Here is a 19,112-nt window from a genome sequence, read left to right as displayed (position 1 = left end):
TCCCCCCAGCGACTCTTCCCCTCAGCATTTCGGGCGCAACCCAGCGCCAGCGACCCCCGGAGTTCTCCTGCCCATGGCCTTGAAGGAATTGATCTCGACCATTGCGAAGGCACTCGTCGACGACCCTGACAGCGTCGAAGTGACCGAAATCGAAGGCGACCACAACTCGCTCATCGAGCTGAAGGTCGCCAAGAGCGACATCGGCAAAGTGATTGGCAAGGACGGGCGTACCGCTCAGTCCATGCGCACGATTTTGACGGCGGCGTCCACCAAGCTCGGGCGTCGCGCGCACCTCGACATCGTCGATTGAAGCCGATCGAGATCGGTCGCGTCGGACGCGCTCACGGCCTATCCGGTGAGGTGCGAGTGCATCTCCATTGGGATGGGAGCGACGCGCTGTACCAGGCGACCGAGGTCGCGCTGGAGCTGCCGGACGGTAGCCAGCGGCAGCTTGCTGTCGAGGCCGCACGACCGACGAACAAGGCGGTGCTGCTGAAGCTGGTTGGGGTGGATGGTCGAAGCGCCGCGGAAGCACTCTCGGGGGCCAAGGTCTGGGTGCCGCGCGAGGCCCTGCCGCCGCTGGAAGACGGCGAGTACTACCTTTCCGATCTGGTCGGCGCCCGGGTGATGGCCCCCGACGGCGAGGTGGGGGAGGTCGTCGAGGTGCGCCTTCACCCGAGCGTGGATGCCATCGTGGTGCGGCTCGTCAGCGGGGAGCTCGTGGAGCAGGTGCTGGCGGAGCCGTGGCTCGGGCGAGTGGACGTGGAAGCCGGCGTCGTGGAGCTGACGTCCCGGGACGGGCTGTTCGCATGAAGGTCGGCGTCGTCACGCTGTTCCCGGAGCTGTTCGCCTCCTTCTTGGAGGTGAGCTTCGTCGGCCGGGCCATCGAGCGCGGAGTGCTCCAAGTGCACCTGGAAGCGCTGCGCGCCCATGGGCTGGGGAACTACGCGACGGTGGACGACACGCCTTACGGTGGCGGCTCCGGCATGGTGATGCGCGTGGACTGCGTCGTTGCGGCCATGGAGAGCGCAGAACGCGCGCTTGGGGGAAGAGCCCACCGCGTGCTGCTCACGCCTCAGGGACGCCGGCTGGACCAGACCTTGCTCGGAGAGCTGGCGACCAAGGAGCGAGTGCTACTCGTGTGCGGCCGCTACGAGGGCTTCGACGAGCGCACTCGCCAGTGCGTGGACAGCGAGGTATCCCTGGGTGACTTCGTGCTCACCGGGGGAGAGGTGGCGGCGATGGCGATCGTCGAAGGGACGGTTCGTCTGCTCCCGGGCGTGCTGGGCAATGACGCGTCTCCCACGGAAGAGTCTTTCGGACCGGACTGGGGAGGGCTCCTGGAGTACCCGCAGTACACGCGGCCCGCCGAGTTTCGCGGGATGGACGTGCCGGACGTGCTGAAGAGCGGGGACCACAAGAAGATCGCCCAGTGGCGTCGTGAACAAGCGCTGGCGCGCACGCGGGAGCGCCGCCCCGATCTGTTGGAGGACGACGAATGAGGAGCGTTGCCGCGCTGCTCGCGCATCATCCGGTGCTGGATCGGCAGCGCGAGGTGGTCACCACGGCGATCACGAATCTCGATCTGCACGACATCTCGCGCAGTGCCTACACCTACGGTCTGAGCCATTTGTTCGTGGCGCATCCGGTGCAAGCGCAGCGTGAGCTCGCGCTCCGGGTCCGGAGCCACTGGACCGAGGGCAGCGGAGCAAAGCGCATTCCGGATCGCAAGCCCGCGATGGGGATCCTCACCGTGGTGACGAGCCTCGACGACGCGCTGGCCGAGCTGGGGCAGCCGGAAATCTGGGTCACCAGCGCACAGGCGGGCGACCGGCCGTCGCTCTCTTACGAAGCAGCTCGGGACGCCCTGAAAGACGAGGGCCCCAGCGTTCTGATCGTGTTCGGCACCGGTTGGGGGCTGGCCCCCAGCGTGCTCGAACGCGCCGCTGCGCAACTCGAACCGGTGAAGTCTCCGCGCGCCGACGGCTACAACCATCTCTCCGTGCGTGCCGCCGCCGCCATCACGTTCGACCGACTGCTCGGCCCTCGGTGAGCGCGCCGAGCTCGCTCGATCGCTTGCCGGGCTCGCACCACTCCACCAGGGGCGGCTCGATGCTCAGCCCGCCGCTCTTTCCGGGGCGTAGCTCGATGAGTGCCAAGCGCGCCGGGCTCTGGGCCGTGGAGTGCACCAGCCGGAGCCGCTTGGCAGCCAGGCCGGCGCTCTCGGCTCGAGCGAGGAGCAACGGCAAGCTACGGGCCGGGTACACGAATGCAGCGCGGCCACGGCTGCCGAGGGCGGCGGCCGCCGCCCTCAAGAAGGGCGACAGGCTGCCCACGTCCGCCGCGCGTTGCCGCGGCTGGCTCGGCTCGCGCGTTGTGCCGGGCTCGAAATAGGGCGGGTTGGATACGACCAGGTCGGCCTTGCCCCGCAGGGCTTCTGGCAGGCCATGTTGCTCGAGGTCCACCCGGTGCACGTGCCCATCAGCGTGCGCCAAGCTCAAGTTCTCCTCGGCGAGCGTGGCGAGGGTGTCGTCTCGCTCCACCAACTCCAGCCGAGCGCCGGGCGCGAAGTGGGACAGCGCAAGGGCCACCGCGCCCACGCCGGCACCGAGGTCCACCACGCTGCGACCGCGATCGCACTCGGCCGCGAACGCCGCCAACAGCAGGCTGTCGACGCTGACGCGCGGGCCGAGCCGCGGCTGTCTCAGCCGCAGCTGGCCCCCGAGCAGCGCATCTTCGGTGACGTCCGCCGGCGTCAGCTCACGGCACCTGGAACGGGCGCAAACCGCGCAGGCTGACGGCGCTGATGGCGTTGGGGAACACCCGAACGTCGTAGTACCCGAGGCTCACCAGCTTGTCGCCGCCGTTGCCGTCGGGGATCACGCCGGTCCCTGCCACTCGGGCGAAGGTGCCATCCGAGCCGTCCACCTTGATGTCCAGGGCCGAGTACAGCGCCGTCCGCCCGGTCCCGATGTTCTGGCGGCTCTGCTCGGGTAGCGGATCGTCCTCGTCGGAGTTGAAGTAGACCAAGCCCTTGCGCGGCAGGGAGATGTCCACCCGGGCGTTCTGCAGTCGGATGTTGTCGCAGTCGTGGACCTCGCCGCCGATGGCGCCGTTGCCGGGGGTGATGGTCTGGCCGATGGCCACCGTGGGGATGGTGTTGAAGTCGTCCGCCGCCAACGCCCGCACGTCGTAGTGGTAGCTGTTGCTGGTCGCGTCGTAGTCCGGGTCCTCTTCGCTGATGTAGACGTTGTAGGTGTACAGCGGCTGCCAGCCGTCGCCGTACGTCTTGATCAGGAGCTCCGTGTACATCGGAACGCTCGGGTACTCGTACTTGCGATTGGGGCGCGGATCGTCGTTGCAGTTGGTGACCTGCTCCATCTCGATTTCCATGTTGGCGTCCACCACCAACTGCGATCCCACCAGATCGCCGAGGGCGCCGTCCGTCGCAGGATCCCCGGTGCGCTTGACCTTGTAGACTTCCATCGTCACTCCGATGAGATCCGTGTCGAGGCAGCCGCCGTTGGCGAACGCCTTGATCACACCGGAGAGGGACGCGGTCTTCTGATCCGCACCCGCGGCGGGCTTCTGCGGGTAGTTGGCCGGATCGAAGCACTTCAAGTTCGGCTCGGCTCCCGAGGGGTCGGCGTACTCCTTGGTATCCGTGGTGCGTTCGAGATAGTGCGCCGTCTGCGCCTTGCCCGGCTCGCCCACCAGCACGCAGCAGCTATCCACCGGGCGCCCCGAGGAATTGTTGCAGGTGCCGCTCGCGTCGTGCAGGCAGGTTCCCTGACAGAAGTCGTCGTTCGCGGGGCGGACCGTTCCCGGGCACACGCCTTCGCCGTTGTTCGCGTAGGGCGAGCCGCCATCCCCGCTGCTGCCGCCGTTTCCTCCCGTGCCGGCAGTGTTCTTGTCTTCAGAACAGGCGATGCTGGATGCGATGGCGACGATGCTCGCCAAGGAGACCGCGATGGTGCGGAGGGACCGCTGCATGGCTATTACCTCGAAGGAATCAGGCGGAAAATTTCGAATCGGGCCGAGGCCGAGGACGTCTCATGGAGAGCGGCCCAGGACCCCAGAGCGCAACAAAGCTAGCGAAAAAAAGGCACCCTCGCATTCATAATGGGGCCGGCTTCGGCGAAAAAACGGTGACAAGGTAGGAGCTGGCCGCTACCACCCGCGAAAGTACAGACATGTCCCTCAGCCTTCGCCTCACCCTGTTCGCGTGTTTCTTGAGCACGGTCGCGAGCGCCGCCGGCGCTTCCCCCGAGCAACTCCTCGACCAGGGTCGCGCACTGCGTCAATCCGGCCGTTTCGACGACGCGGTGAAGGTTCTGCGCAAGAGCTACGGGCGGGCCCGCAGTGGCGACGTCGCCGCCGCGGTGCGCTACGAGGCGGCTCGGAGCCTGATCGAGGCGGGCAAGCAGAAGCAAGCGCTGGCGGAGTGCCGCACGCTCGGGCCCGTGGCGCCCGCCAAGGCCGACGCCTGCCGCGCCGAAGCGTACCTACTCTGGCGCCGTGCATCCCTGGCGCTGCCCTCGGCGGAGCGCGCGCTGTCCCGGGCGCCCAAGGACTACGACGCCCTGGTCGCCAAGGGCCGCGCGCTGCGGCAGATGGGCAAGCCGAAAGAGGCCGAGCAAGCGTTGCGCGACGCGCTCACGAGCGACGGGAAACGCTACGAGGCGCACCTCGAGCTGGGCGAGCTGCTCAGCGCCCAGGGCCAGAAGAAACGCGCGATCGCGGAGCTCGAGAAAGCGCATCAGCTGGCGCCCCGCGAGCCCGCGCCGCTGTTGGTGTTGGGCCAGGAGCTTCCCGCCGGCAAAGCGGCAGCGGCTCACCTGGCGGAGGCGATCAAGATCCGCCCGCAGTACGGCGCCGCCCACGCGCGCCTCGGAGAGGTGCTGCTCGCGCAAGGAGACACCGCCGGCGCCGAAGCGGCGCTGCAGAAAGCGCTGGCCGTGGATGGCAAGCAAGCGGATTGGCGAGCTGCCCTGGGACGCGTGCTGCTGGCAAAGGGTGACGCCACGGCGGCTCTGGCGGAAGCCCAGGCGGCGCTCAAGCTCGTCAGCAACAATGGCGCGGCCAAGCTCGTAGCGGCGGACGCGCTGGCGGCGAAGGGCGACATCGATCTGGCCATCGAGGCCTACGAGCAGGCTCACGGTTACGCGCGCACGGATCCCACGCCCTTGGTCCACGCTGCCAAGGCGTGCTTGGCCCAAGCGCGACCCACGACGGCGCGCGCTTTCGCCGACCGCGCGACTCAGTCGTTCCCCAAGCACGGCCCTGGTTGGGAGGTGCTTGGCGACGTGCACGCGCATGCCAAGGAGACGGCGGCAGCCCGCAAGGCCTATCTGCACGCGTTGAAGAGCACGGGCACCGATCGAGCTCGGGTGCAGAAGAAGCTCGCTGCGCTCAAATGAACGTCTCCGGCGCCGTCCTCCGACGGCTGGCCTACGCAGGGGCGCGCTATGGTCCGCGGCCCTGGCTCCAGTACAGCCCCCCCGCCTTTGGGGTGCTGTTCGCGGCGCTGATGCCCGAAGCGCGGCGGCGGGTCCGCACGAACTTGCGCCGCGTGCTCGGCCCGCGCTCGGCGATGGTCGAGAGCGCGGACGTTGCCCGCACTTTCGCGAGCTACGCGGGGAGCCTTGCCGAGGCGCTCGCTTCGGAACGCGCCGACGCGCGCCACGCGCGCCGACGAGTGCGCCCGGGCACCGAGCTCGAGTGTCTGAGTCAGGGCGCCGTGGTCGTGACCGCGCACGTGGGTGCCTGGGACGCAGCGGCTCCTCTCTTGGCGCGTGACCTGGGCGTCGACGTGATGGTGGCGATGACAGCGGAACAGGACTCGGGCGCGCGGAACGTCCACGATGGCGTGCGTCGTCGCGCCGGCGTGCGCATCGCCCACGTGGGCGCCCACGCTCTCGATGCCCTGCCGCTCTTGCACCATTTGCGCGACCGCGGCGTGGTCGCCGCGCAGCTCGACCGCGGCGCGCCCGGCGGTCGCACGCTCACGACCCAGCTCTTCGGCGCCCCCTTCGAGGTGCCCGAGGGCCCCTTCGCGCTGGCGGCGCTGGCGCGGGTGCCGGTCGTCCCCCTGTTCGTCCGGCGGGTCGGGCATTTCGACTATGAGCTCTGGGGCGGCGAGCCGATCCGCGTCCCGCCGCGCCCCAGCTCGGCGGCGCTTGCGGCGGCGGCGGCTCGCGCCGTGTGGGAGCTCGAGCGGTTTCTGTACGCGCATCCGACGCAGTGGTTCCACTTCGACGGCGGCTGATGCGTTAAGGTGAAGGCGATGCGAAGTGTGAACTTGGCGTTGGTCGCGGCGCTGTTGGGGGGCTGCTCGCAGATCATCGGGCTCGGCGATTTCGAGGACCAACCCGCGACCGGGGGCGGAGCGGGCGTTGCCGGCGACGCAGCGGCCGGCGCGGCCGGGATGGGCGGTTCCGCTGGCGGCGGTGGCGCTGCTGGGGTCGGCGGCGTCGCTGGCAGCGCCGGTGCCGCAGGGAGCGGCGGTTCCGTCAGCTATGGCTGCAGTCTCGTGAACGGCACCTTCGACATCTTCACCACCCAGCTGCAATTCACGAAGCTCGACTCGGCCACTTTGGGCGTGGGAAGCGATACCACGGGGGATGATGCCTACGCTTTCGCGCGCGCGGAGGATCTTGGCGCCGAGTCGGTGATCGGCATTCGTCGCATCCACTCCGATGGCAGCCTGGGCTCGGAAGCAAAGGTCAAGCGGCCCGCAATCAACGACGCCAGCAAGGTCGCGATCATTCATCCGGGGGCGGGGGGTGTGCTCGGGGGCAAGCTGACGCTCCTCGGCTGGAACACCAAGAATCTGGTCGGGGGCGAGCCGCAAGCGCATCTCATTCGGCTGGAGGTGCCCCTCAATGCGTCCGGCGAGCCCGTGACCAATGGCGTCACGCGGATGGATTTGCCGACCTCGGGGTTCTGTACTGGACCTGAGAGCTCGATCGACAGGGCCTCCTTCGCGGTCCAGGGCCCGAACGCCCACTATGCTGTCGGCTGCAAGAACCTCACCAACGGACGCTCGCTCACGGTAGGGCAGGCGGGCTCGACCACCTTCGTCAGCGTCAACGCGATGCCGGCCGATCAGACCTACGTTCCTGTCAGCTTCGCGCGCTTGGCATCGCAGAACTGGGTGCAGACCGCGACGCCCGCTGGGTTCCGCGTGGGGACGACGGAAACCACGCTGACCGGGACCTGGCAGCTCGACTTGGCCGAGGCCGCGGGGGACTCGACCAAGCTCCTCGGGGGGATCGCCGTGCAGCAGGGGGCGAAGCTCGCCGCCTTCGGTCTGCAGGTTCCTTCCTCCGGGACGCCCACGCTGTACTCCGGCGTCTTCGACGAAGCGAAGCTCACGGATCTCGGCTCCACCAAGCCGCCGGCCCTCTCGCACACGTCCCCCATGAACCACACGCCGGATAGCTTCGACCTTTCGCGAGGCAAGGCCGGCATCGCCGCGGTGTCGTCGTCCGAGACGGACAACCGCGTGCTGCTTCACTGGTTCGGCCTCGATGGTAGTCCACGGGTGGCAAACTTCGTGGTCACCACCGCTCAGGGCAACTTCACCGTGAAGGCAGCGGCGGCGGCGACCATCGCCGATCTGGACGCTACGAAGCAGACGCTGGTGGTCGCTTGGTACGAGGAAGGCAGCGCTGTCGCCAAGGTTCGGGCCGGCGTCGTGACCTGCCAGTGAGCTTCTGACTGGCGCCGGGCGCCCGGGTTTGGCAGAACGCGGACGCAATGCACCTTTCCGTCGGCACGGTGGAGCTCCGAGGCGACTTCTCCCGCTACACGAAGAACTTCGACCTGCTCGAAGTGCGCACGGACGCGGGCCGCGCACCCCGCACCGCGCGCCTCGCTGGCTGGAAGAGCTCCGCCCCGGAGGGGTTCGTGTTCAGCGTGGTGCTGCCCTCCGAGGTCACCCAGCTGGAAACGGAGCCTTCCGAAGAGGCCCTGCGCCGCGCCTTGGCGGCAGCGGAGACGCTCGACGCCCGCTGGATCGTGGCGCGCACGCCCGCCTCCGTCACACCCACCGCCCGCTCTCGCAGCCGCCTCTCGCAGCTCGTTGCGCTGCTTCCGAAGCAGCGCAACATCGCCTGGGAGCCCGCAGGTCTGTGGGAGGATGCCGCCGCGGAATCCCTAGCCGCGGAGCTCGGCGTGGTGCTGGTGCGGGATCTGGGACACGCCGAACCAGCGCCCGGGAGCCGTATCTACACGCGTCTCCGGGGGCTCGGCCATGGCGGCCGAATTCCCGCCGGCGCAGTGGATCTCGTTGCGGACCGGCTGATGGAGTGCGAAGAAGCTGCCGTCGTCGTGGAGGGTAGCGGAGCCATGAACGTCGCTCGCGCTCTGCGCCAGCAGCTGGGCGAGATGGAGGAGGAATGACCCGAGCGCTAGCCATCGCCAACGATCCCGTCGTGGAAGAAGCCGCGACGGAGTTTCTGGGGGCCAACGGATCGGCCACCGGGGCGGTGCTGTGCGGGTTCTTCGCGGCAGCGGGCGCCTACGCCGGAGTGCTGCTGGGCCCGGTCTCCGTGCTCGCCGCGGGGGTTGGCGCCGGTGCCCGTGCGTTCGACGGTCGGCTCCGTCAGCCCGGCCTCGGAACCCGGCGCCCTCGCGGGTTCAAGGCGGACGAAGAGGTGCCGGACGAAGCGCGCGTTGCCGTCCCCGCCAGCATTCCCGCGGCTCTCGTAGCCCACGCGTACGACGGCGGCCATTCCCTGGCCAGCATCGTCAAGCCCGGCATCAGCCGCGCGCAGCGCGCCGGTGCCGCCGCCCGCGCGTCCCTGCTGCGCTTGGTGCGCACCGGCGGCGCGGGCGCCTTCACCGACGTCAGCTTCGTACGCCCCCTGCTGCGCGTGGCGGGGCCGAGTCAGGGTGGCCTACTCACCACCACGGACTTCTCCCAGGTGCCGGACGTGGACCACGAGGCCACCCTGCGCGATGGACTGTATGAGCCGCCCTGGGCCGAGGAGGGCGCCGCCACGGACACCACCGAGCTGGGCGTGGGCTGCGCGGTCTGCGCCGTCGACGTGCGCGGTAACTTCGCCGCCCTCAGCTACCGGCGGCTGGTCGACGGCTTCTTGCTCGAAGATCTCGAGCTCGAGGCGCCACTCGCCGCGGTGCCCGTCAAACGCGGTGTGGCGCGCGTCGCCCCCGGCGCGCCGCTCTCGGCGCCTGCTCCCATTGCCATCCGCACGGATGGAGCTGGTGCCATCGTCGAGGTGTTGGCAGCACCTAACGCCGCGCGACTCGACGTCGCGACGGCGCCCTTCGTGCTGCGTCGCTCGGCGAGCAGCAAGCAGGTGGAGGCGCTGCGGCGCTGAGACCGGCTCTGAAGCTCAAGAAAGGCTGAGGCCGTTCTTTTTGGCGAAGGACACCAGGCCGACCTTATCGATGGTCTTCAGGTCCTTCGTGGTGAGCTTGAGCGTCACGTAGCGACCCAGCTCCGGCACCCACAGGCGACGACGCTGCACGTTGACGTTCTGCCACCGCGGCGTGTGGATGTTGGAGTGGGACACGTTACGGGCACGCATCCGGCGCTTTCCTGTGATCTCGCTTCGGGCCATTTGGAGGGGCGGGAAGCTAGCGTAGGAGTCCAGGTCGTTCAAGCGACTTTGCGGCTTTTTTCCGATTCCGCTGGGGGCCGACCAGCGAGGGACAGGCGGCGGGCCTCCGGCGCCCAGAACGCCGCCAGCAGCTGATACACGCCCACGCTGGTGAGCAGGCTGGCGCACAGGATCCCCACGGCCGTGGCTGGGTAGGTCAGGTAGCCCGTGTCGGCGTCCGCCAGGGGCGTGAGCTGCCGCACGGCGATCTCCACTGGCAGCACCGCCAGCACCAGCACCGCCCAGAACCCCGAGGCTCCCGTGGTGCTCTCCCCCATGAAGCCAAACAGGCCCGAGAGCACCGCCGCCACGCACACGCCCGCCGCGACCCGCACCACCGTAGGCGCTCCGGGCTCGAAGGCCAGCATCACCTCCAGCGCGATGAACGGGGCGGACAGCGCCATGGCCCCCGCCAGCACGTGCCGCGCTCGAGGAAACGCACGATAGCGCGCGCGGAACAAGAGCGCCGCGGGCAGTACCGTCAGGGTCAGTAGCCGGGCGATGACGCGCAGCACGCTGCCATCCACCGCCATGCCCGCCAGCGGTCCCGCCCCCCGGGCTCCGAGCACCATCAGCACCACGCCCAAAAGCACCGCGACGGCACCTCGAAGGGCGTAGGGGAAGGGCAGGGCGGCCAGGGCCGCCACGGCCCCCGCTGCCGAGAACGCGATGGTGGCCGCGTCGGCGTGGACCGCCGGCACACCCACGCCCCAGCGCATGGCCGCCCCCAGCAGGCCGAGGGCCAGGGCAATGCCCACGAACCAGATCCGCGATGCGTTCCGGCCGGGTTGCAGTGGCGCGAGCTCGTCTCGGAGCACCTCCGAGGCGAGCAGGGGCTTGGGGACTTCCTTCACCGCGGTGTGGACGCCCGAAGTGGGCCCGCGCTCAGCCTGCGCAGTGGACGTGGAGCTGGCCATCTGAGGCAGGGTTTTCATGCTAGCGCGAGCTTTCCCAGCTGCGCCACCAGCGTTCGACAGAATGCCCGGGTCTCAGCGAAATCTTTAGGCTTTTTGGCGAGCGTCCGCTCGTCCATGTAGAGCCTCCGGCTGATTTCGATCTGGATCGCGTGCTGCCCCTGCCGGGGGCGACCGTAGTGGCCAGTGGAGAACCCGCCCTTGTAGGGGTTGTCGTGATCCACGCTCCAGCCCCGCTCGCGGCACACGCGTTCCGTACAGTCGAGCACCGCCCGGTCCGCGCTCGTTCCCCCTCGGCTTCCGGGCACCACGTCCGCTCGCAGCTGCCCCGGATCCGCGTGTCCCGGCCGACCACGGGACGGCATCGAGTGTCCGCACAGCAGGATCACGTAGCCAAACCGCTCCTGCTTGCGTTGCAGCAACTGGCTCAGCGTGAGGTGGTAGGGCCGATAGATGGCCTCCAGGCGCCGCTCGAGCTCCGCCGGCGGCAGCGCCCGCTCCAGGGCGGGCAGGTCGTCCGTGGTCGAACGCCAGATCAGGCCGTGGGGATAGGGCCGCGTGCCCTTGCCCTCCACCGTGAGGCCATCGACGTCCTGAGCGGAACGGTTCAGGTCGCAGACGTAGCGACTGACCTTGGACGCGAGCAGCGTGGCGCCTTCAGCGGGCGCGTCGACGTACAGCTCGTCCACGTACAGGTCCGCGTCCCGCGCCAGCGCACGCACCGGGGCACACAGCGTGGCCATCGAGGTGGCGTCCACCGAGAGGCCCGCGTGGGGCACCTCCACGACGACGGGGATCTCCTTCGCTGCGGGCTCGTGGACCTCGAACACCGCCGCGGTACTTTCCGGTTGAACGCTCACTCCGCCGCCAGACGCGACCGTCTAGCTCGAAATCCCGCCCGCAACAAGCGCACCCCGAACCGCGGGCCGGAGCTACCCCCGCGGGTGCGAGCGTTGGTGAGCGCGACGAACATGGTCGCGGGTGACGTGGGTGTAGATCTCCGTGGTGGCCACGTCGCTGTGGCCCAAGAGCAGCTGAACACTGCGCAAATCCGCTCCCCCGGCGAGCAGGTGGGTGGCGAAGGAATGGCGCAGCTTGTGGGGGTGGACCGAGCCCCGGATCCCCGCCGCCCGCGCCGTGCGTCGCACGATCTTCCAAAACGCCTGTCGCGTCAGACGCCCGCCCCGCGGGGAGGGGAACAGCACCGCGGTCCGCTCCTGCTCCTCGTCCCGCGCCGCCAAATACGCCTCCAGATGCTCGAGGGCGACCTCTCCCATGGGGACCAGCCGCCGTTTGCCGCCCTTGCCCGTCACCGCCAAGACGCCCCGTTCGAAGTCCACGTCTGCCAGCGTCAGGCCGACCAGCTCGCTCACCCGCAGCCCCGCGGCGTAGGCCACGCTGAGCATCGCCCGATCCCGGAGGCCGCGCAGGGTGCTGGCGTCCGGCGCCTCGATCAGCCGCACCAGCTCGTGCTCCGCCAGCGTGTGGGGGAGCTTTCGTCCCGACCGCGGCCGCGCCGCTTGGGTCGTCGGGTCCGCCGTCAGCACCCCCTCCCGCAGCAGGAATCGCATCAGTCCGCGTGCCGACGACAGATGCCGCGCCGCGCTTCGAGCGCCCAGCCCGCTGTGGGCCAGGGACGAGAGCCAGCCGCTGAACAGACCCAGATCGACGTCCTCCGGCCGTGTCACGCCCTGTTCTTCCGCGAAGCCCACCAGCTTCGCGAGGTCGCGGCCATAGGCTGCCACGGTGTGGGGCGAGAGCGCCCGCTCCACCCGCAGGTGGTCGAGGAAAGCATCCACGGAGGCATCCAGGCGCACGCCCAAAGGTTACGGAAATCCGCCGGACCGCGACAGTTTTGCTGCGATTTCTTTTTGCCGCGGCGGCGCGGAAACGACGTGGCCGCGGGGCGCCGGGTGGCCGCGGCGTTTCCGCGCCGGCCCGACAAAGAAATCGAAAATCGGAAGCCCCAGCGAGGATACCGGCGACGATCGGAAGCTTAGCCGGCGCGGTCGCGCATCGCGGCGAGCAGCGGGAGCGGGTCGGCCTGTCGCATCAAGGCTTCACCGATGAGCGCCGCGGAAGCGCGGCTGTCGGCGACCTTGGCCACGGCGTCGGGGTCGCCCAGGCCGGAGAGGTGGACGGCTGCGGCCCAGCTCGGCAACGACGCGAGCACCCGTCGCGCCCGCTCCGGGTTCATGTCCAGGGAGTCGAGGTCCCGCACATTGACGCCCACGAGCTTGGCGCCCGCGTCGAGGGCCAGGCGCGCCTCGTCGTGGGTCGCCACTTCCACGAGGGGCACGAGATCCCGCGCGGCGGCTGCGGCAATCAGCGCCGGCACACGCTCGGCGGCGAGACAGCGCACGATGAGCAGCACGGCGTCGGCCCCGTACGCCCGCGCGGCATCGAGCTGGCGCTCGTCGATGACGAACTCCTTGCACAGGATCGGAAGCGACGTCGCGCTGCGGGCTTCGCCCAGGTGCTCCCACGCACCGGCGAAGAACTCCGAGTCCGTCAGCACGCTGATCATGCTGGCACCGGCGCGCTCGTAGGCGCGGGCCCGCTCGGCCACGGACAGCTCGCAGCTCAAGGCGCCGGCGGAGGGCGACCGGAGCTTGATCTCCGCGATCAGCCGGAGCGGCTCTCCCCGGCGGCGCGCGAGAGCGACGGGACGGCGCGGCGGCGGCGCCGGCAGCTCGCGTGCCGCGAGGGCGTCGAGCTCCCGCTGCTTCTGGGTCAGGATTTTTTCCAGCACCCCCACGCTTCAGCCTCGGTGCGCCGCCGCGCTCTGCTTCCAGCGCTCGAGCGTGTCTCCCGCGGCGCCGGAGGACAGCGCGCTGCGAGCGCGCTCCGCTGCGTCCTTGGGCGACAGGCCCTCGGCCACGCACAGGGCGGCGGCGGCATTGAGCAGGATCGCGTCCCGGGCGGCGTGGGCCTCGCCCGTCAAGATACGCCGGAGGATGTCCGCGTTCTCGTCGGCGCTGCCCCCCGCGGCGGCACCCGCGGCGCTCGTCGGCAGGCCGAAATCTTCCGGCGTGACGCTCAGCTCCCGCAGCTCGCCGTCGTGCAGCTCGGTGACGCGCGTAGGGCCGTAGGGGCTCACCTCGTCGAGGCCGTCGGCACCGCGCACCACCCACGCCCGGCGCACTCCCAGGCTGCGGAGCGTCTCCGCGAGCACCGGACGCAGGGCGTCGTCGTAGGCGCCGAGGAGCTGATGCGTGGCCCGCGCGGGGTTCGCCAGCGGGCCCAGGCAGTTGAAGATGGTGCGGATACCGAGCTCTCGGCGGGCCACGCCGCCGTGGCGCATCGCCGGATGATGCACCGGCGCCATCAGGAACGCGATGTTCGCCTCGCGCAGCACCTGGGGAGCGGCGGCGGCGGGGAGATCCACCGGGACGCCGAGCGCTTCCAACACGTCGGCGCTGCCCGAGCGGCTGGAGACGGCGCGATTGCCGTGCTTGGCGACGGCCACGCCGGCGGCGGCGACGACCACCGCCGCGGCGGTGGACAGGTTCAACGTACCGCTGCCGTCGCCGCCGGTGCCGCAGGTGTCCATCACGCGCTCGAGGCCGTGATCCACCGCCACCATCGCCGCGCGCATCGATTCCGCGGCGGCCGCGATGATCTCGGCGCTCTCGCCCCGGAGCCGCAGGGCGACGGCGAAGCCCGCCACCTGCACCGGCGTCCATTCTCCGGCGAGGATGGCGTCGAACACCCGGCGCACCGTCGCCGGGGAGATGCCGGCGGGGCTCTCGAGCTCGGCGTAGACGTCGGCGAATTTGGTCATAGGGAGGCGAGCCAGTTTTCGATCAGCCGGAGGCCGTGGTCGGTGAGGATGCTCTCGGGGTGGAACTGAACGCCCTCCACCGCGAGCTCACGGTGGCGGAGGCCCATGATCTCGCCCTCCCTGGTGCGAGCGCTCACCTCCAGGCAAGCGGGCACGCTCGAGGGCTCCACCAGGAGCGAATGATAGCGCGTCGCTTCGAAGGGGGAGGGCAGCTCTCGAAACACGCCACGGCCGTCGTGCTCGATGGGGGAGGTCTTGCCGTGCATCAGCCGCTTGGCCCGTACGATCTGCCCGCCCCAAGCCTGGGCGATGGACTGATGCCCGAGGCACACGCCGAAGATGGGCAGCTTGCCCGCCGCAACGCGGATGAGCTCCAGGGTGATGCCGGCGTCGTCCGGGGTGCCCGGCCCGGGGGACAGCAGCACGCCGTCGGGCGCGTCGGCCAGCACTGCTGCCGCGGTGGTGGCGTCATTCAAACGCACGTCCGCCCGGGCGCCGAGGGACTCGATGTACTGCACCAGGTTGAAGGTGAAGGAGTCGTAGTTGTCGATCACCACGACACGGGTCGGCACGGCAGAAGCGTCGCATCCCGCTTCCGCGGCGTCAAACGAGACCCCGGAAACTTCGGGTGCCGTCCCGTGCCCCGATACCATTCCATCATGTTCGATCGGCGCACCTCGTTCCGTAAGCCCATCCGCATGTTCTTCAACAAGTACCTCGATGGGTATCCGCACCTGTGCCGCAGCGTGGACCTGTCCGACTCGGGGCTCTTGGCCGTCAGCTACAGCGAGCCCGAAGGTGCGATGGAGTCGTTCCCGATCTCGCTGCGGCTGCCCGGAGATCCGTCCCCCGTCTGGGTCTGGGCCCGCGGCGTGTGGCGCAAGGATCGCACGCAAGCGATCGAGTTCGTCAGCACCGCGCCCGACGACGCCCACCGCCTCGAGCGCTTCCTGGCGGTCGCCTAACCCGTCTTCAATACTCGTGCTCGCGGAAGAACTTCTCGATGCGGAGGTTCACGAGCTCGGGATACTCGAGGGCGGTGTAGTGCGTGGCGCCGCGGACCACGAGGATTTCGCCGCCGGGGATGCGTCGCGCCATCTGCTGCGCGATCTGCCGAGGAGTGAACGCGTCGCGGTCCCCGGTGATCACGAGCGTGGGCACCGCGATGGTCTCGAGCACGTGGGCGGCGTCGTGATCGCCGAGGGCGCGCAGCGTCGCCAGGTACAGCTCCAGATCCACCTCGCCGAACTCGGCGGCGATCTCGCGGAAGGTCTCTTCGTCGAGGGTGCTGCCGATGATGCCGAGGCGCTTGAGCCAGAGCACGGTTTCGGGCCAGCGCGTCGCTCGGCGCAAGAGCCGCGAGCCGGTACCGCCAAAGCGGCGGCTCTGGTTCAAGAGGCGGGGCACGATGCGAGACGCCAAAGGCACCGCCACGGTCTCGAAGGGGCGACCGAAGGTGCCGTTCACCAGCACCAGGTGGCTGACCATCTCCGGGTGCTTCTCGTAGAGCTCGAGCACCACTTGAACTCCCATGCTCCAACCAATGAAGGCGGCCCGCTCGATACCGGTGGCTTCCAGCACCGCCTCCAGATCGCCAACCTGAGCAGAGACATCGACCTCGGGCGGGCTGCCCGGGGGCGGGCCGGACCCATACAGTCCGCGGTAGTCCCAGCTCACGATGCGGTAGCGATCGCGGAGGTATTCCACCTGGTGGTGCCAGGCGTGGAACGGCCCTCCGAGACCATTGGCGAGGACGAGGGGCGGCCCGTCGCCACCACTGTCGTGATAGGCGATGGTGGTCCCATCGTGGGAGGTCAGCGTCCGGGTTTCGAGCTCCGGCATGGCGCGGCTCGGCCAGCTGATAGCCTCACTCTGGCACTGGGCCAAGGTCGAAGGCACGGCGGTGTCGTACAGGATGCACGAGGGTCGCCGATTCAATCTTGCCGGCGAGGGCCCTCACCGCTAGTGTGCCGCCCGCTGGCGAGCAGCTAAATGGCCGAAGAAAAGAAGCCCAAGATCGATCTCAAGGCCCGTCTCGGGAAGAAGACCATCACCTCACCGGGCGGACCCTCCATCCCCCCGCCGGTCGGTCTGCCCAAACCGAGCGGAATCCCGGCGCCCCCTTTCCAGTCGCAGCCCTCGCGACCCAAGGTGGACGCCTCCAACCCGTACTCCGCCATCTCCGCGGAGCAGGCCCCCGCTCGAGCCGAGCCGCAGGCCATCAAGGTGGAGATGAGCGAGGAGGTCGTCGCCGCCCAACGCAAGGGCCGCGCGAAGGTCGCGATCTTGGCCGTGGTCACGGCCTTCGTCGGCGGTCTCGTGGGCTTTGCCGTGGGTAGCGGCGTGGAGCGGGGCAAGGGCGCGGAGAAAGCCATCGCCGGCGCTGGAGATCTCGCCAAGGAGATCGACGACACCAACGCCAAGATCGAAGAGCTGGCGGAGGTGCTGAAGTCGGCTCGCGAAAAGCTCAGCAGCAACAAGTATCCCGAAGAAGAAGTGTCGAAGCTCGGCGGCATCGACATCCCCTTCTCCGGCGCCAACCTCACCGGCAAGGGCATCGGTCGCTTCAAGCCGGAGGTGGTCACCCTGCTGATCAACTTCGCCGGCGGTGCCACGGAAGCGAACGAGCAGAAGGACAAGATCCGGAACATCCTCACCGGCGCCAAGCCGGCGATCACGGACTACCTCGCCCAGAAGGAGACTCCGAAGGTGCGCTGGGGTGCGTACTTCGAGAACGGTCCTTACGGTCCTTGGGTCAGCATGCAAGCGCTGCCCGATCCTTTCCTCGTGAAGCCGGCGGACAAGGACAAGGACAAGAAGAAGGACGAGAAGGCCAAGCCCTTCAAGTGGCCGGAAGACTTCAAAATCAGTCAGCGCGGCAAAGAGTACAAGCTCAAGCGCTTCACCAGCGGCGACCCCAGCAAGAACCGCGGCGATCCGGAGATCATCCCGGTGAACCCGGACACGCAGGACGACGTGTGTCCGACGGACACGCTGGTGCGCCTCACGCGTGAGCTGCGCGACATGGAAACCGTGCTCCGCGGCGACAAGTCCGATCCTGCGAACGAGAAGGACGGCCTGATCGACACCGGCAAGGTGTTGCTCGATCAGATCAAGAGCATCGGCAAGCCGGGCTGACCCGCGCGACGACCGTCACCCACTCGCATCACCGCCGCCGTCAGGCGGCGGTGACGCGTGGATCGCTCGGCTGGCTCGGGCGCGTGGGGGGCCGGATCTCCACCTTGGCCACGCGTCGCGCGTCGGCATCCCGCACCACGAACTCGTGACCCAGCGCCACGAAGCGCGCGCCTACGCGCGGGACGCGGCCCAGACGATCGACGATGAAGCCGCCGAGGGAGTGGTAGTCGCCGTCCTCCGGCATTTCTGCTCCCAGATACGGCTCCAAGTCACCGATGGGGATGGCGGCATCCACCAGCAGCCGTCCGTCGTCCAGCTCCACCACCGGCGGCTCGTTGGTGTCGTGCTCGTCGCGGATGTCGCCGACGATCTCCTCGACCAGATCTTCCAGCGTCACGATGCCCGCCAAGCCGCCGAACTCGTCGATGACGACGGCCATGTGGTGGCGACCGGCGCGCATGTCTTTGAGCACGCTGGAGGCGGCGCGGGTCTCCGGCACGAAGGCGACGGGTCTCCGGAGGACCTCGCTCAAGGTGAGCTGTTCCAACCCTTCGTGGTTGGCGGCGTGGGACAAGAGGTCCTTGGTGTGCAGCATGCCCACGACGTTGTCCACGCGCTCTCGGTACACCGGGTAGCGGGAGTGCCCGAGCTCCGTGGTGACCCGGACGATCTCGCTCAGGGGCGTGTCGATGTCGAAGGACACCAGCTGCGTGCGCGGCACCATGACCTCTCCCGCCGTCAGCTCGCCGAACTCCAGCACGTTACGGATCATCTCTGACGCTTCGTGGCCGAGGGCGCCGGTCTCCTCGCCTTGATTGACGATGATCTCGACCTCGTTCTCCGTGACCCGGGCGTCCGGCGGAATCGAGCCGGTCTTCACCACCCGTTGGTCGACCAGGCGACCGAGCGCCACCATGGGCGCGGCCAAGGGCGCGACCAAGAACTCGAAGGGCCGCAGGTAGCGCAGCATCAAGGGTGCCGTCCGCTCGGGGTTACGGAGCGCGACGGCCTTGAGGATTTCCGCCGGGATGCCGTAGAGCACGAGGGCCGCCAGCGCGGAAAGCAGCGCGCGCCATTGGCCGATGGGCTCCGCCGCCATCGTCAGCGCGATGAGCACGGCGCTCGAAGCGATGCCGAGCACCCGCAGCGTGACCCAGCGGCCCTCGATGGTGCGCCCCGAAATCAGGTAGCGGTCGAGAGCGTCGCGGGACTTGCCTTCCAGGGCCTCACGCAGGGCGACGCGCCGTGCGTTCGATAGGGCGCCGATGGCCGCGCTCGCGGCTCCGAAGAGCGCGGCGCCCATGGCCGGAAGCACTGCAATGGCTAGCTCTAAAATGATGCGTTCTGGTGGAGATGCTGAATCCAAGTCGTCTCGGGGCGCTGTGGCGGTGCCGCCCCCTCCCAGGGTTCAAAGTTAGCGTTGCGATCCATGAGCGCGCAACCCATGGCCGGCTCGGTCCGAGCGGGCCCCGTGTCCAATTCCGTATCGTCCTCGTCCCGGGCCGCTTCTAGCACCCCGCGAGGTTCCGCGCCGCAGCGACATCCAATCAAAAAAGCGAAGCAGAACGGGCAATTCAAGGAACTGCTCGGAAAGCTCGGGGAGCACCCGAGGCGGCCCTTCGCCGGGCCGGCGCCCAAGCTCGGGGG

General features: G+C 69.2%; 22 protein-coding genes. 11 read left to right on the top strand and 11 right to left on the bottom strand.

The window, feature by feature from the left end; translation table 11 throughout:
• Positions 1–73: 73 nt before the first annotated feature.
• The 4 genes from H6717_10835 to H6717_10820 are packed head-to-tail and all read left to right on the top strand — an operon-like array spanning position 74 to position 2,053.
• Positions 74–310 carry a KH domain-containing protein gene (locus H6717_10835; GenBank protein ID MCB9577507.1) on the top strand — a complete coding sequence of 79 codons (237 nt, stop codon included), beginning with the start codon at positions 74–76 and terminating at the stop codon, positions 308–310.
• Positions 307–813 (top strand): 16S rRNA processing protein RimM, encoded by a 507-nt coding sequence (rimM, locus tag H6717_10830; protein ID MCB9577506.1) that lies wholly within the window; start codon positions 307–309, stop codon positions 811–813. The genes H6717_10835 and rimM overlap by 4 nt, the downstream gene beginning before the upstream one ends.
• A complete protein-coding gene (gene trmD / locus H6717_10825) occupies positions 810–1,502 on the top strand; it encodes a tRNA (guanosine(37)-N1)-methyltransferase TrmD (GenBank protein MCB9577505.1) in 693 nt (230 codons plus the stop codon). The genes rimM and trmD overlap by 4 nt, the downstream gene beginning before the upstream one ends.
• Positions 1,499–2,053: an RNA methyltransferase gene (locus H6717_10820; protein MCB9577504.1), complete on the top strand. Its 555-nt coding sequence runs from the start codon at positions 1,499–1,501 to the stop codon at positions 2,051–2,053. The genes trmD and H6717_10820 overlap by 4 nt, the downstream gene beginning before the upstream one ends.
• Here the strand turns inward: H6717_10820 and H6717_10815 are convergent.
• Both H6717_10815 and H6717_10810 read right to left on the bottom strand, forming a co-directional pair.
• A complete protein-coding gene (locus tag H6717_10815) occupies positions 2,022–2,660 on the bottom strand; it encodes a methyltransferase (GenBank protein ID MCB9577503.1) in 639 nt (212 codons plus the stop codon). The genes H6717_10820 and H6717_10815 overlap by 32 nt on opposite strands.
• A gap of 100 nt (positions 2,661–2,760) precedes the next feature.
• A complete protein-coding gene (locus tag H6717_10810; protein ID MCB9577502.1) occupies positions 2,761–3,993 on the bottom strand; it encodes a hypothetical protein in 1,233 nt (410 codons plus the stop codon).
• A gap of 200 nt (positions 3,994–4,193) precedes the next feature.
• Between H6717_10810 and H6717_10805 the strand changes: the two genes are divergently transcribed.
• The 5 genes from H6717_10805 to H6717_10785 are packed head-to-tail and all read left to right on the top strand — an operon-like array spanning position 4,194 to position 9,347.
• Entirely contained in the window at positions 4,194–5,420 is a 1,227-nt protein-coding gene (locus H6717_10805; GenBank protein MCB9577501.1) for a tetratricopeptide repeat protein, read from the top strand.
• Positions 5,417–6,268 carry a hypothetical protein gene (locus tag H6717_10800; GenBank protein MCB9577500.1) on the top strand — a complete coding sequence of 284 codons (852 nt, stop codon included), beginning with the start codon at positions 5,417–5,419 and terminating at the stop codon, positions 6,266–6,268. The genes H6717_10805 and H6717_10800 overlap by 4 nt, the downstream gene beginning before the upstream one ends.
• Positions 6,269–6,286: 18 nt before the next feature.
• Positions 6,287–7,714 carry a hypothetical protein gene (locus tag H6717_10795; GenBank protein ID MCB9577499.1) on the top strand — a complete coding sequence of 476 codons (1,428 nt, stop codon included), beginning with the start codon at positions 6,287–6,289 and terminating at the stop codon, positions 7,712–7,714.
• A gap of 47 nt (positions 7,715–7,761) precedes the next feature.
• Positions 7,762–8,406, top strand: coding sequence for a DUF72 domain-containing protein (locus H6717_10790; GenBank protein ID MCB9577498.1), 645 nt, complete (start codon positions 7,762–7,764; stop codon positions 8,404–8,406).
• Positions 8,403–9,347 (top strand): hypothetical protein, encoded by a 945-nt coding sequence (locus H6717_10785; protein MCB9577497.1) that lies wholly within the window; start codon positions 8,403–8,405, stop codon positions 9,345–9,347. Before H6717_10790 ends, H6717_10785 begins: the two co-directional genes overlap by 4 nt.
• 15 nt (positions 9,348–9,362) lie before the next feature.
• Here H6717_10785 and rpmB read toward each other — a convergent pair whose 3' ends face one another.
• From rpmB to H6717_10750, 7 genes are all read right to left on the bottom strand, one after another.
• On the bottom strand, positions 9,363–9,590 hold the full coding sequence (rpmB, locus tag H6717_10780) for a 50S ribosomal protein L28 (GenBank protein ID MCB9577496.1): 228 nt from the start codon (positions 9,588–9,590) through the stop codon (positions 9,363–9,365).
• A gap of 38 nt (positions 9,591–9,628) precedes the next feature.
• Entirely contained in the window at positions 9,629–10,564 is a 936-nt protein-coding gene (locus H6717_10775; GenBank protein ID MCB9577495.1) for a hypothetical protein, read from the bottom strand.
• Positions 10,561–11,403 (bottom strand): N-formylglutamate amidohydrolase, encoded by an 843-nt coding sequence (locus tag H6717_10770; protein MCB9577494.1) that lies wholly within the window; start codon positions 11,401–11,403, stop codon positions 10,561–10,563. The genes H6717_10775 and H6717_10770 overlap by 4 nt, the downstream gene beginning before the upstream one ends.
• A gap of 72 nt (positions 11,404–11,475) precedes the next feature.
• The gene (gene xerD, locus H6717_10765) at positions 11,476–12,366 is read right to left on the bottom strand and encodes a site-specific tyrosine recombinase XerD (protein ID MCB9577493.1); all 891 of its coding nucleotides are present in this window, start codon (positions 12,364–12,366) and stop codon (positions 11,476–11,478) included.
• A gap of 173 nt (positions 12,367–12,539) precedes the next feature.
• Positions 12,540–13,301, bottom strand: coding sequence for an indole-3-glycerol-phosphate synthase (locus tag H6717_10760; protein ID MCB9577492.1), 762 nt, complete (start codon positions 13,299–13,301; stop codon positions 12,540–12,542).
• 3 nt (positions 13,302–13,304) lie between these two features.
• Positions 13,305–14,327, bottom strand: a complete 1,023-nt coding sequence (gene trpD, locus H6717_10755) for an anthranilate phosphoribosyltransferase (protein ID MCB9577491.1) — start codon at positions 14,325–14,327, stop codon at positions 13,305–13,307.
• Positions 14,324–14,980, bottom strand: a complete 657-nt coding sequence (locus tag H6717_10750) for an aminodeoxychorismate/anthranilate synthase component II (GenBank protein MCB9577490.1) — start codon at positions 14,978–14,980, stop codon at positions 14,324–14,326. Before H6717_10750 ends, trpD begins: the two co-directional genes overlap by 4 nt.
• Positions 14,981–14,986: 6 nt before the next feature.
• Between H6717_10750 and H6717_10745 the strand changes: the two genes are divergently transcribed.
• On the top strand, positions 14,987–15,292 hold the full coding sequence (locus tag H6717_10745; GenBank protein ID MCB9577489.1) for a PilZ domain-containing protein: 306 nt from the start codon (positions 14,987–14,989) through the stop codon (positions 15,290–15,292).
• 7 nt (positions 15,293–15,299) lie between these two features.
• On the opposite strand, the gene H6717_10740 is transcribed toward H6717_10745, so the two are convergent.
• Positions 15,300–16,169: an alpha/beta hydrolase gene (locus H6717_10740; protein ID MCB9577488.1), complete on the bottom strand. Its 870-nt coding sequence runs from the start codon at positions 16,167–16,169 to the stop codon at positions 15,300–15,302.
• Between the two features lie 150 nt (positions 16,170–16,319).
• Here H6717_10740 and H6717_10735 point away from each other — a divergent pair, with 150 nt between their 5' ends.
• Positions 16,320–17,465, top strand: coding sequence for a hypothetical protein (locus H6717_10735; protein MCB9577487.1), 1,146 nt, complete (start codon positions 16,320–16,322; stop codon positions 17,463–17,465).
• Between the two features lie 40 nt (positions 17,466–17,505).
• On the opposite strand, the gene H6717_10730 is transcribed toward H6717_10735, so the two are convergent.
• The gene (locus H6717_10730) at positions 17,506–18,768 is read right to left on the bottom strand and encodes an HlyC/CorC family transporter (protein MCB9577486.1); all 1,263 of its coding nucleotides are present in this window, start codon (positions 18,766–18,768) and stop codon (positions 17,506–17,508) included.
• Between the last annotated feature and the right edge of the window lie 344 nt (positions 18,769–19,112).

The organism is Polyangiaceae bacterium (genome assembly GCA_020633235.1).
Classification (GTDB): domain Bacteria; phylum Myxococcota_A; class Polyangia; order Polyangiales; family Polyangiaceae; genus JACKEA01.
This window is presented reverse-complemented; position numbering and strand designations above follow the sequence as displayed.

What these genes read in the sequence shown, in the direction of transcription:
- trpD (MCB9577491.1), bottom strand. Translation starts at nt 14,327, where the DNA reads ATGACCAAATTCGCCGACGTCTACGCCGAGCTCGAGAGCCCCGCCGGC.
- H6717_10820 (MCB9577504.1), top strand. Translation starts at nt 1,499, where the DNA reads ATGAGGAGCGTTGCCGCGCTGCTCGCGCATCATCCGGTGCTGGATCGG.
- H6717_10750 (MCB9577490.1), bottom strand. Translation starts at nt 14,980, where the DNA reads ATGGTATCGGGGCACGGGACGGCACCCGAAGTTTCCGGGGTCTCGTTT.
- H6717_10795 (MCB9577499.1), top strand. Translation starts at nt 6,287, where the DNA reads ATGCGAAGTGTGAACTTGGCGTTGGTCGCGGCGCTGTTGGGGGGCTGC.
- H6717_10745 (MCB9577489.1), top strand. Translation starts at nt 14,987, where the DNA reads ATGTTCGATCGGCGCACCTCGTTCCGTAAGCCCATCCGCATGTTCTTC.
- H6717_10740 (MCB9577488.1), bottom strand. Translation starts at nt 16,169, where the DNA reads ATGCCGGAGCTCGAAACCCGGACGCTGACCTCCCACGATGGGACCACC.
- H6717_10785 (MCB9577497.1), top strand. Translation starts at nt 8,403, where the DNA reads ATGACCCGAGCGCTAGCCATCGCCAACGATCCCGTCGTGGAAGAAGCC.
- H6717_10790 (MCB9577498.1), top strand. Translation starts at nt 7,762, where the DNA reads ATGCACCTTTCCGTCGGCACGGTGGAGCTCCGAGGCGACTTCTCCCGC.
- H6717_10805 (MCB9577501.1), top strand. Translation starts at nt 4,194, where the DNA reads ATGTCCCTCAGCCTTCGCCTCACCCTGTTCGCGTGTTTCTTGAGCACG.
- trmD (MCB9577505.1), top strand. Translation starts at nt 810, where the DNA reads ATGAAGGTCGGCGTCGTCACGCTGTTCCCGGAGCTGTTCGCCTCCTTC.
- H6717_10775 (MCB9577495.1), bottom strand. Translation starts at nt 10,564, where the DNA reads ATGAAAACCCTGCCTCAGATGGCCAGCTCCACGTCCACTGCGCAGGCT.
- H6717_10735 (MCB9577487.1), top strand. Translation starts at nt 16,320, where the DNA reads ATGGCCGAAGAAAAGAAGCCCAAGATCGATCTCAAGGCCCGTCTCGGG.
- H6717_10835 (MCB9577507.1), top strand. Translation starts at nt 74, where the DNA reads ATGGCCTTGAAGGAATTGATCTCGACCATTGCGAAGGCACTCGTCGAC.
- H6717_10810 (MCB9577502.1), bottom strand. Translation starts at nt 3,993, where the DNA reads ATGCAGCGGTCCCTCCGCACCATCGCGGTCTCCTTGGCGAGCATCGTC.
- H6717_10800 (MCB9577500.1), top strand. Translation starts at nt 5,417, where the DNA reads ATGAACGTCTCCGGCGCCGTCCTCCGACGGCTGGCCTACGCAGGGGCG.
- rpmB (MCB9577496.1), bottom strand. Translation starts at nt 9,590, where the DNA reads ATGGCCCGAAGCGAGATCACAGGAAAGCGCCGGATGCGTGCCCGTAAC.
- H6717_10730 (MCB9577486.1), bottom strand. Translation starts at nt 18,768, where the DNA reads ATGGGCGCCGCGCTCTTCGGAGCCGCGAGCGCGGCCATCGGCGCCCTA.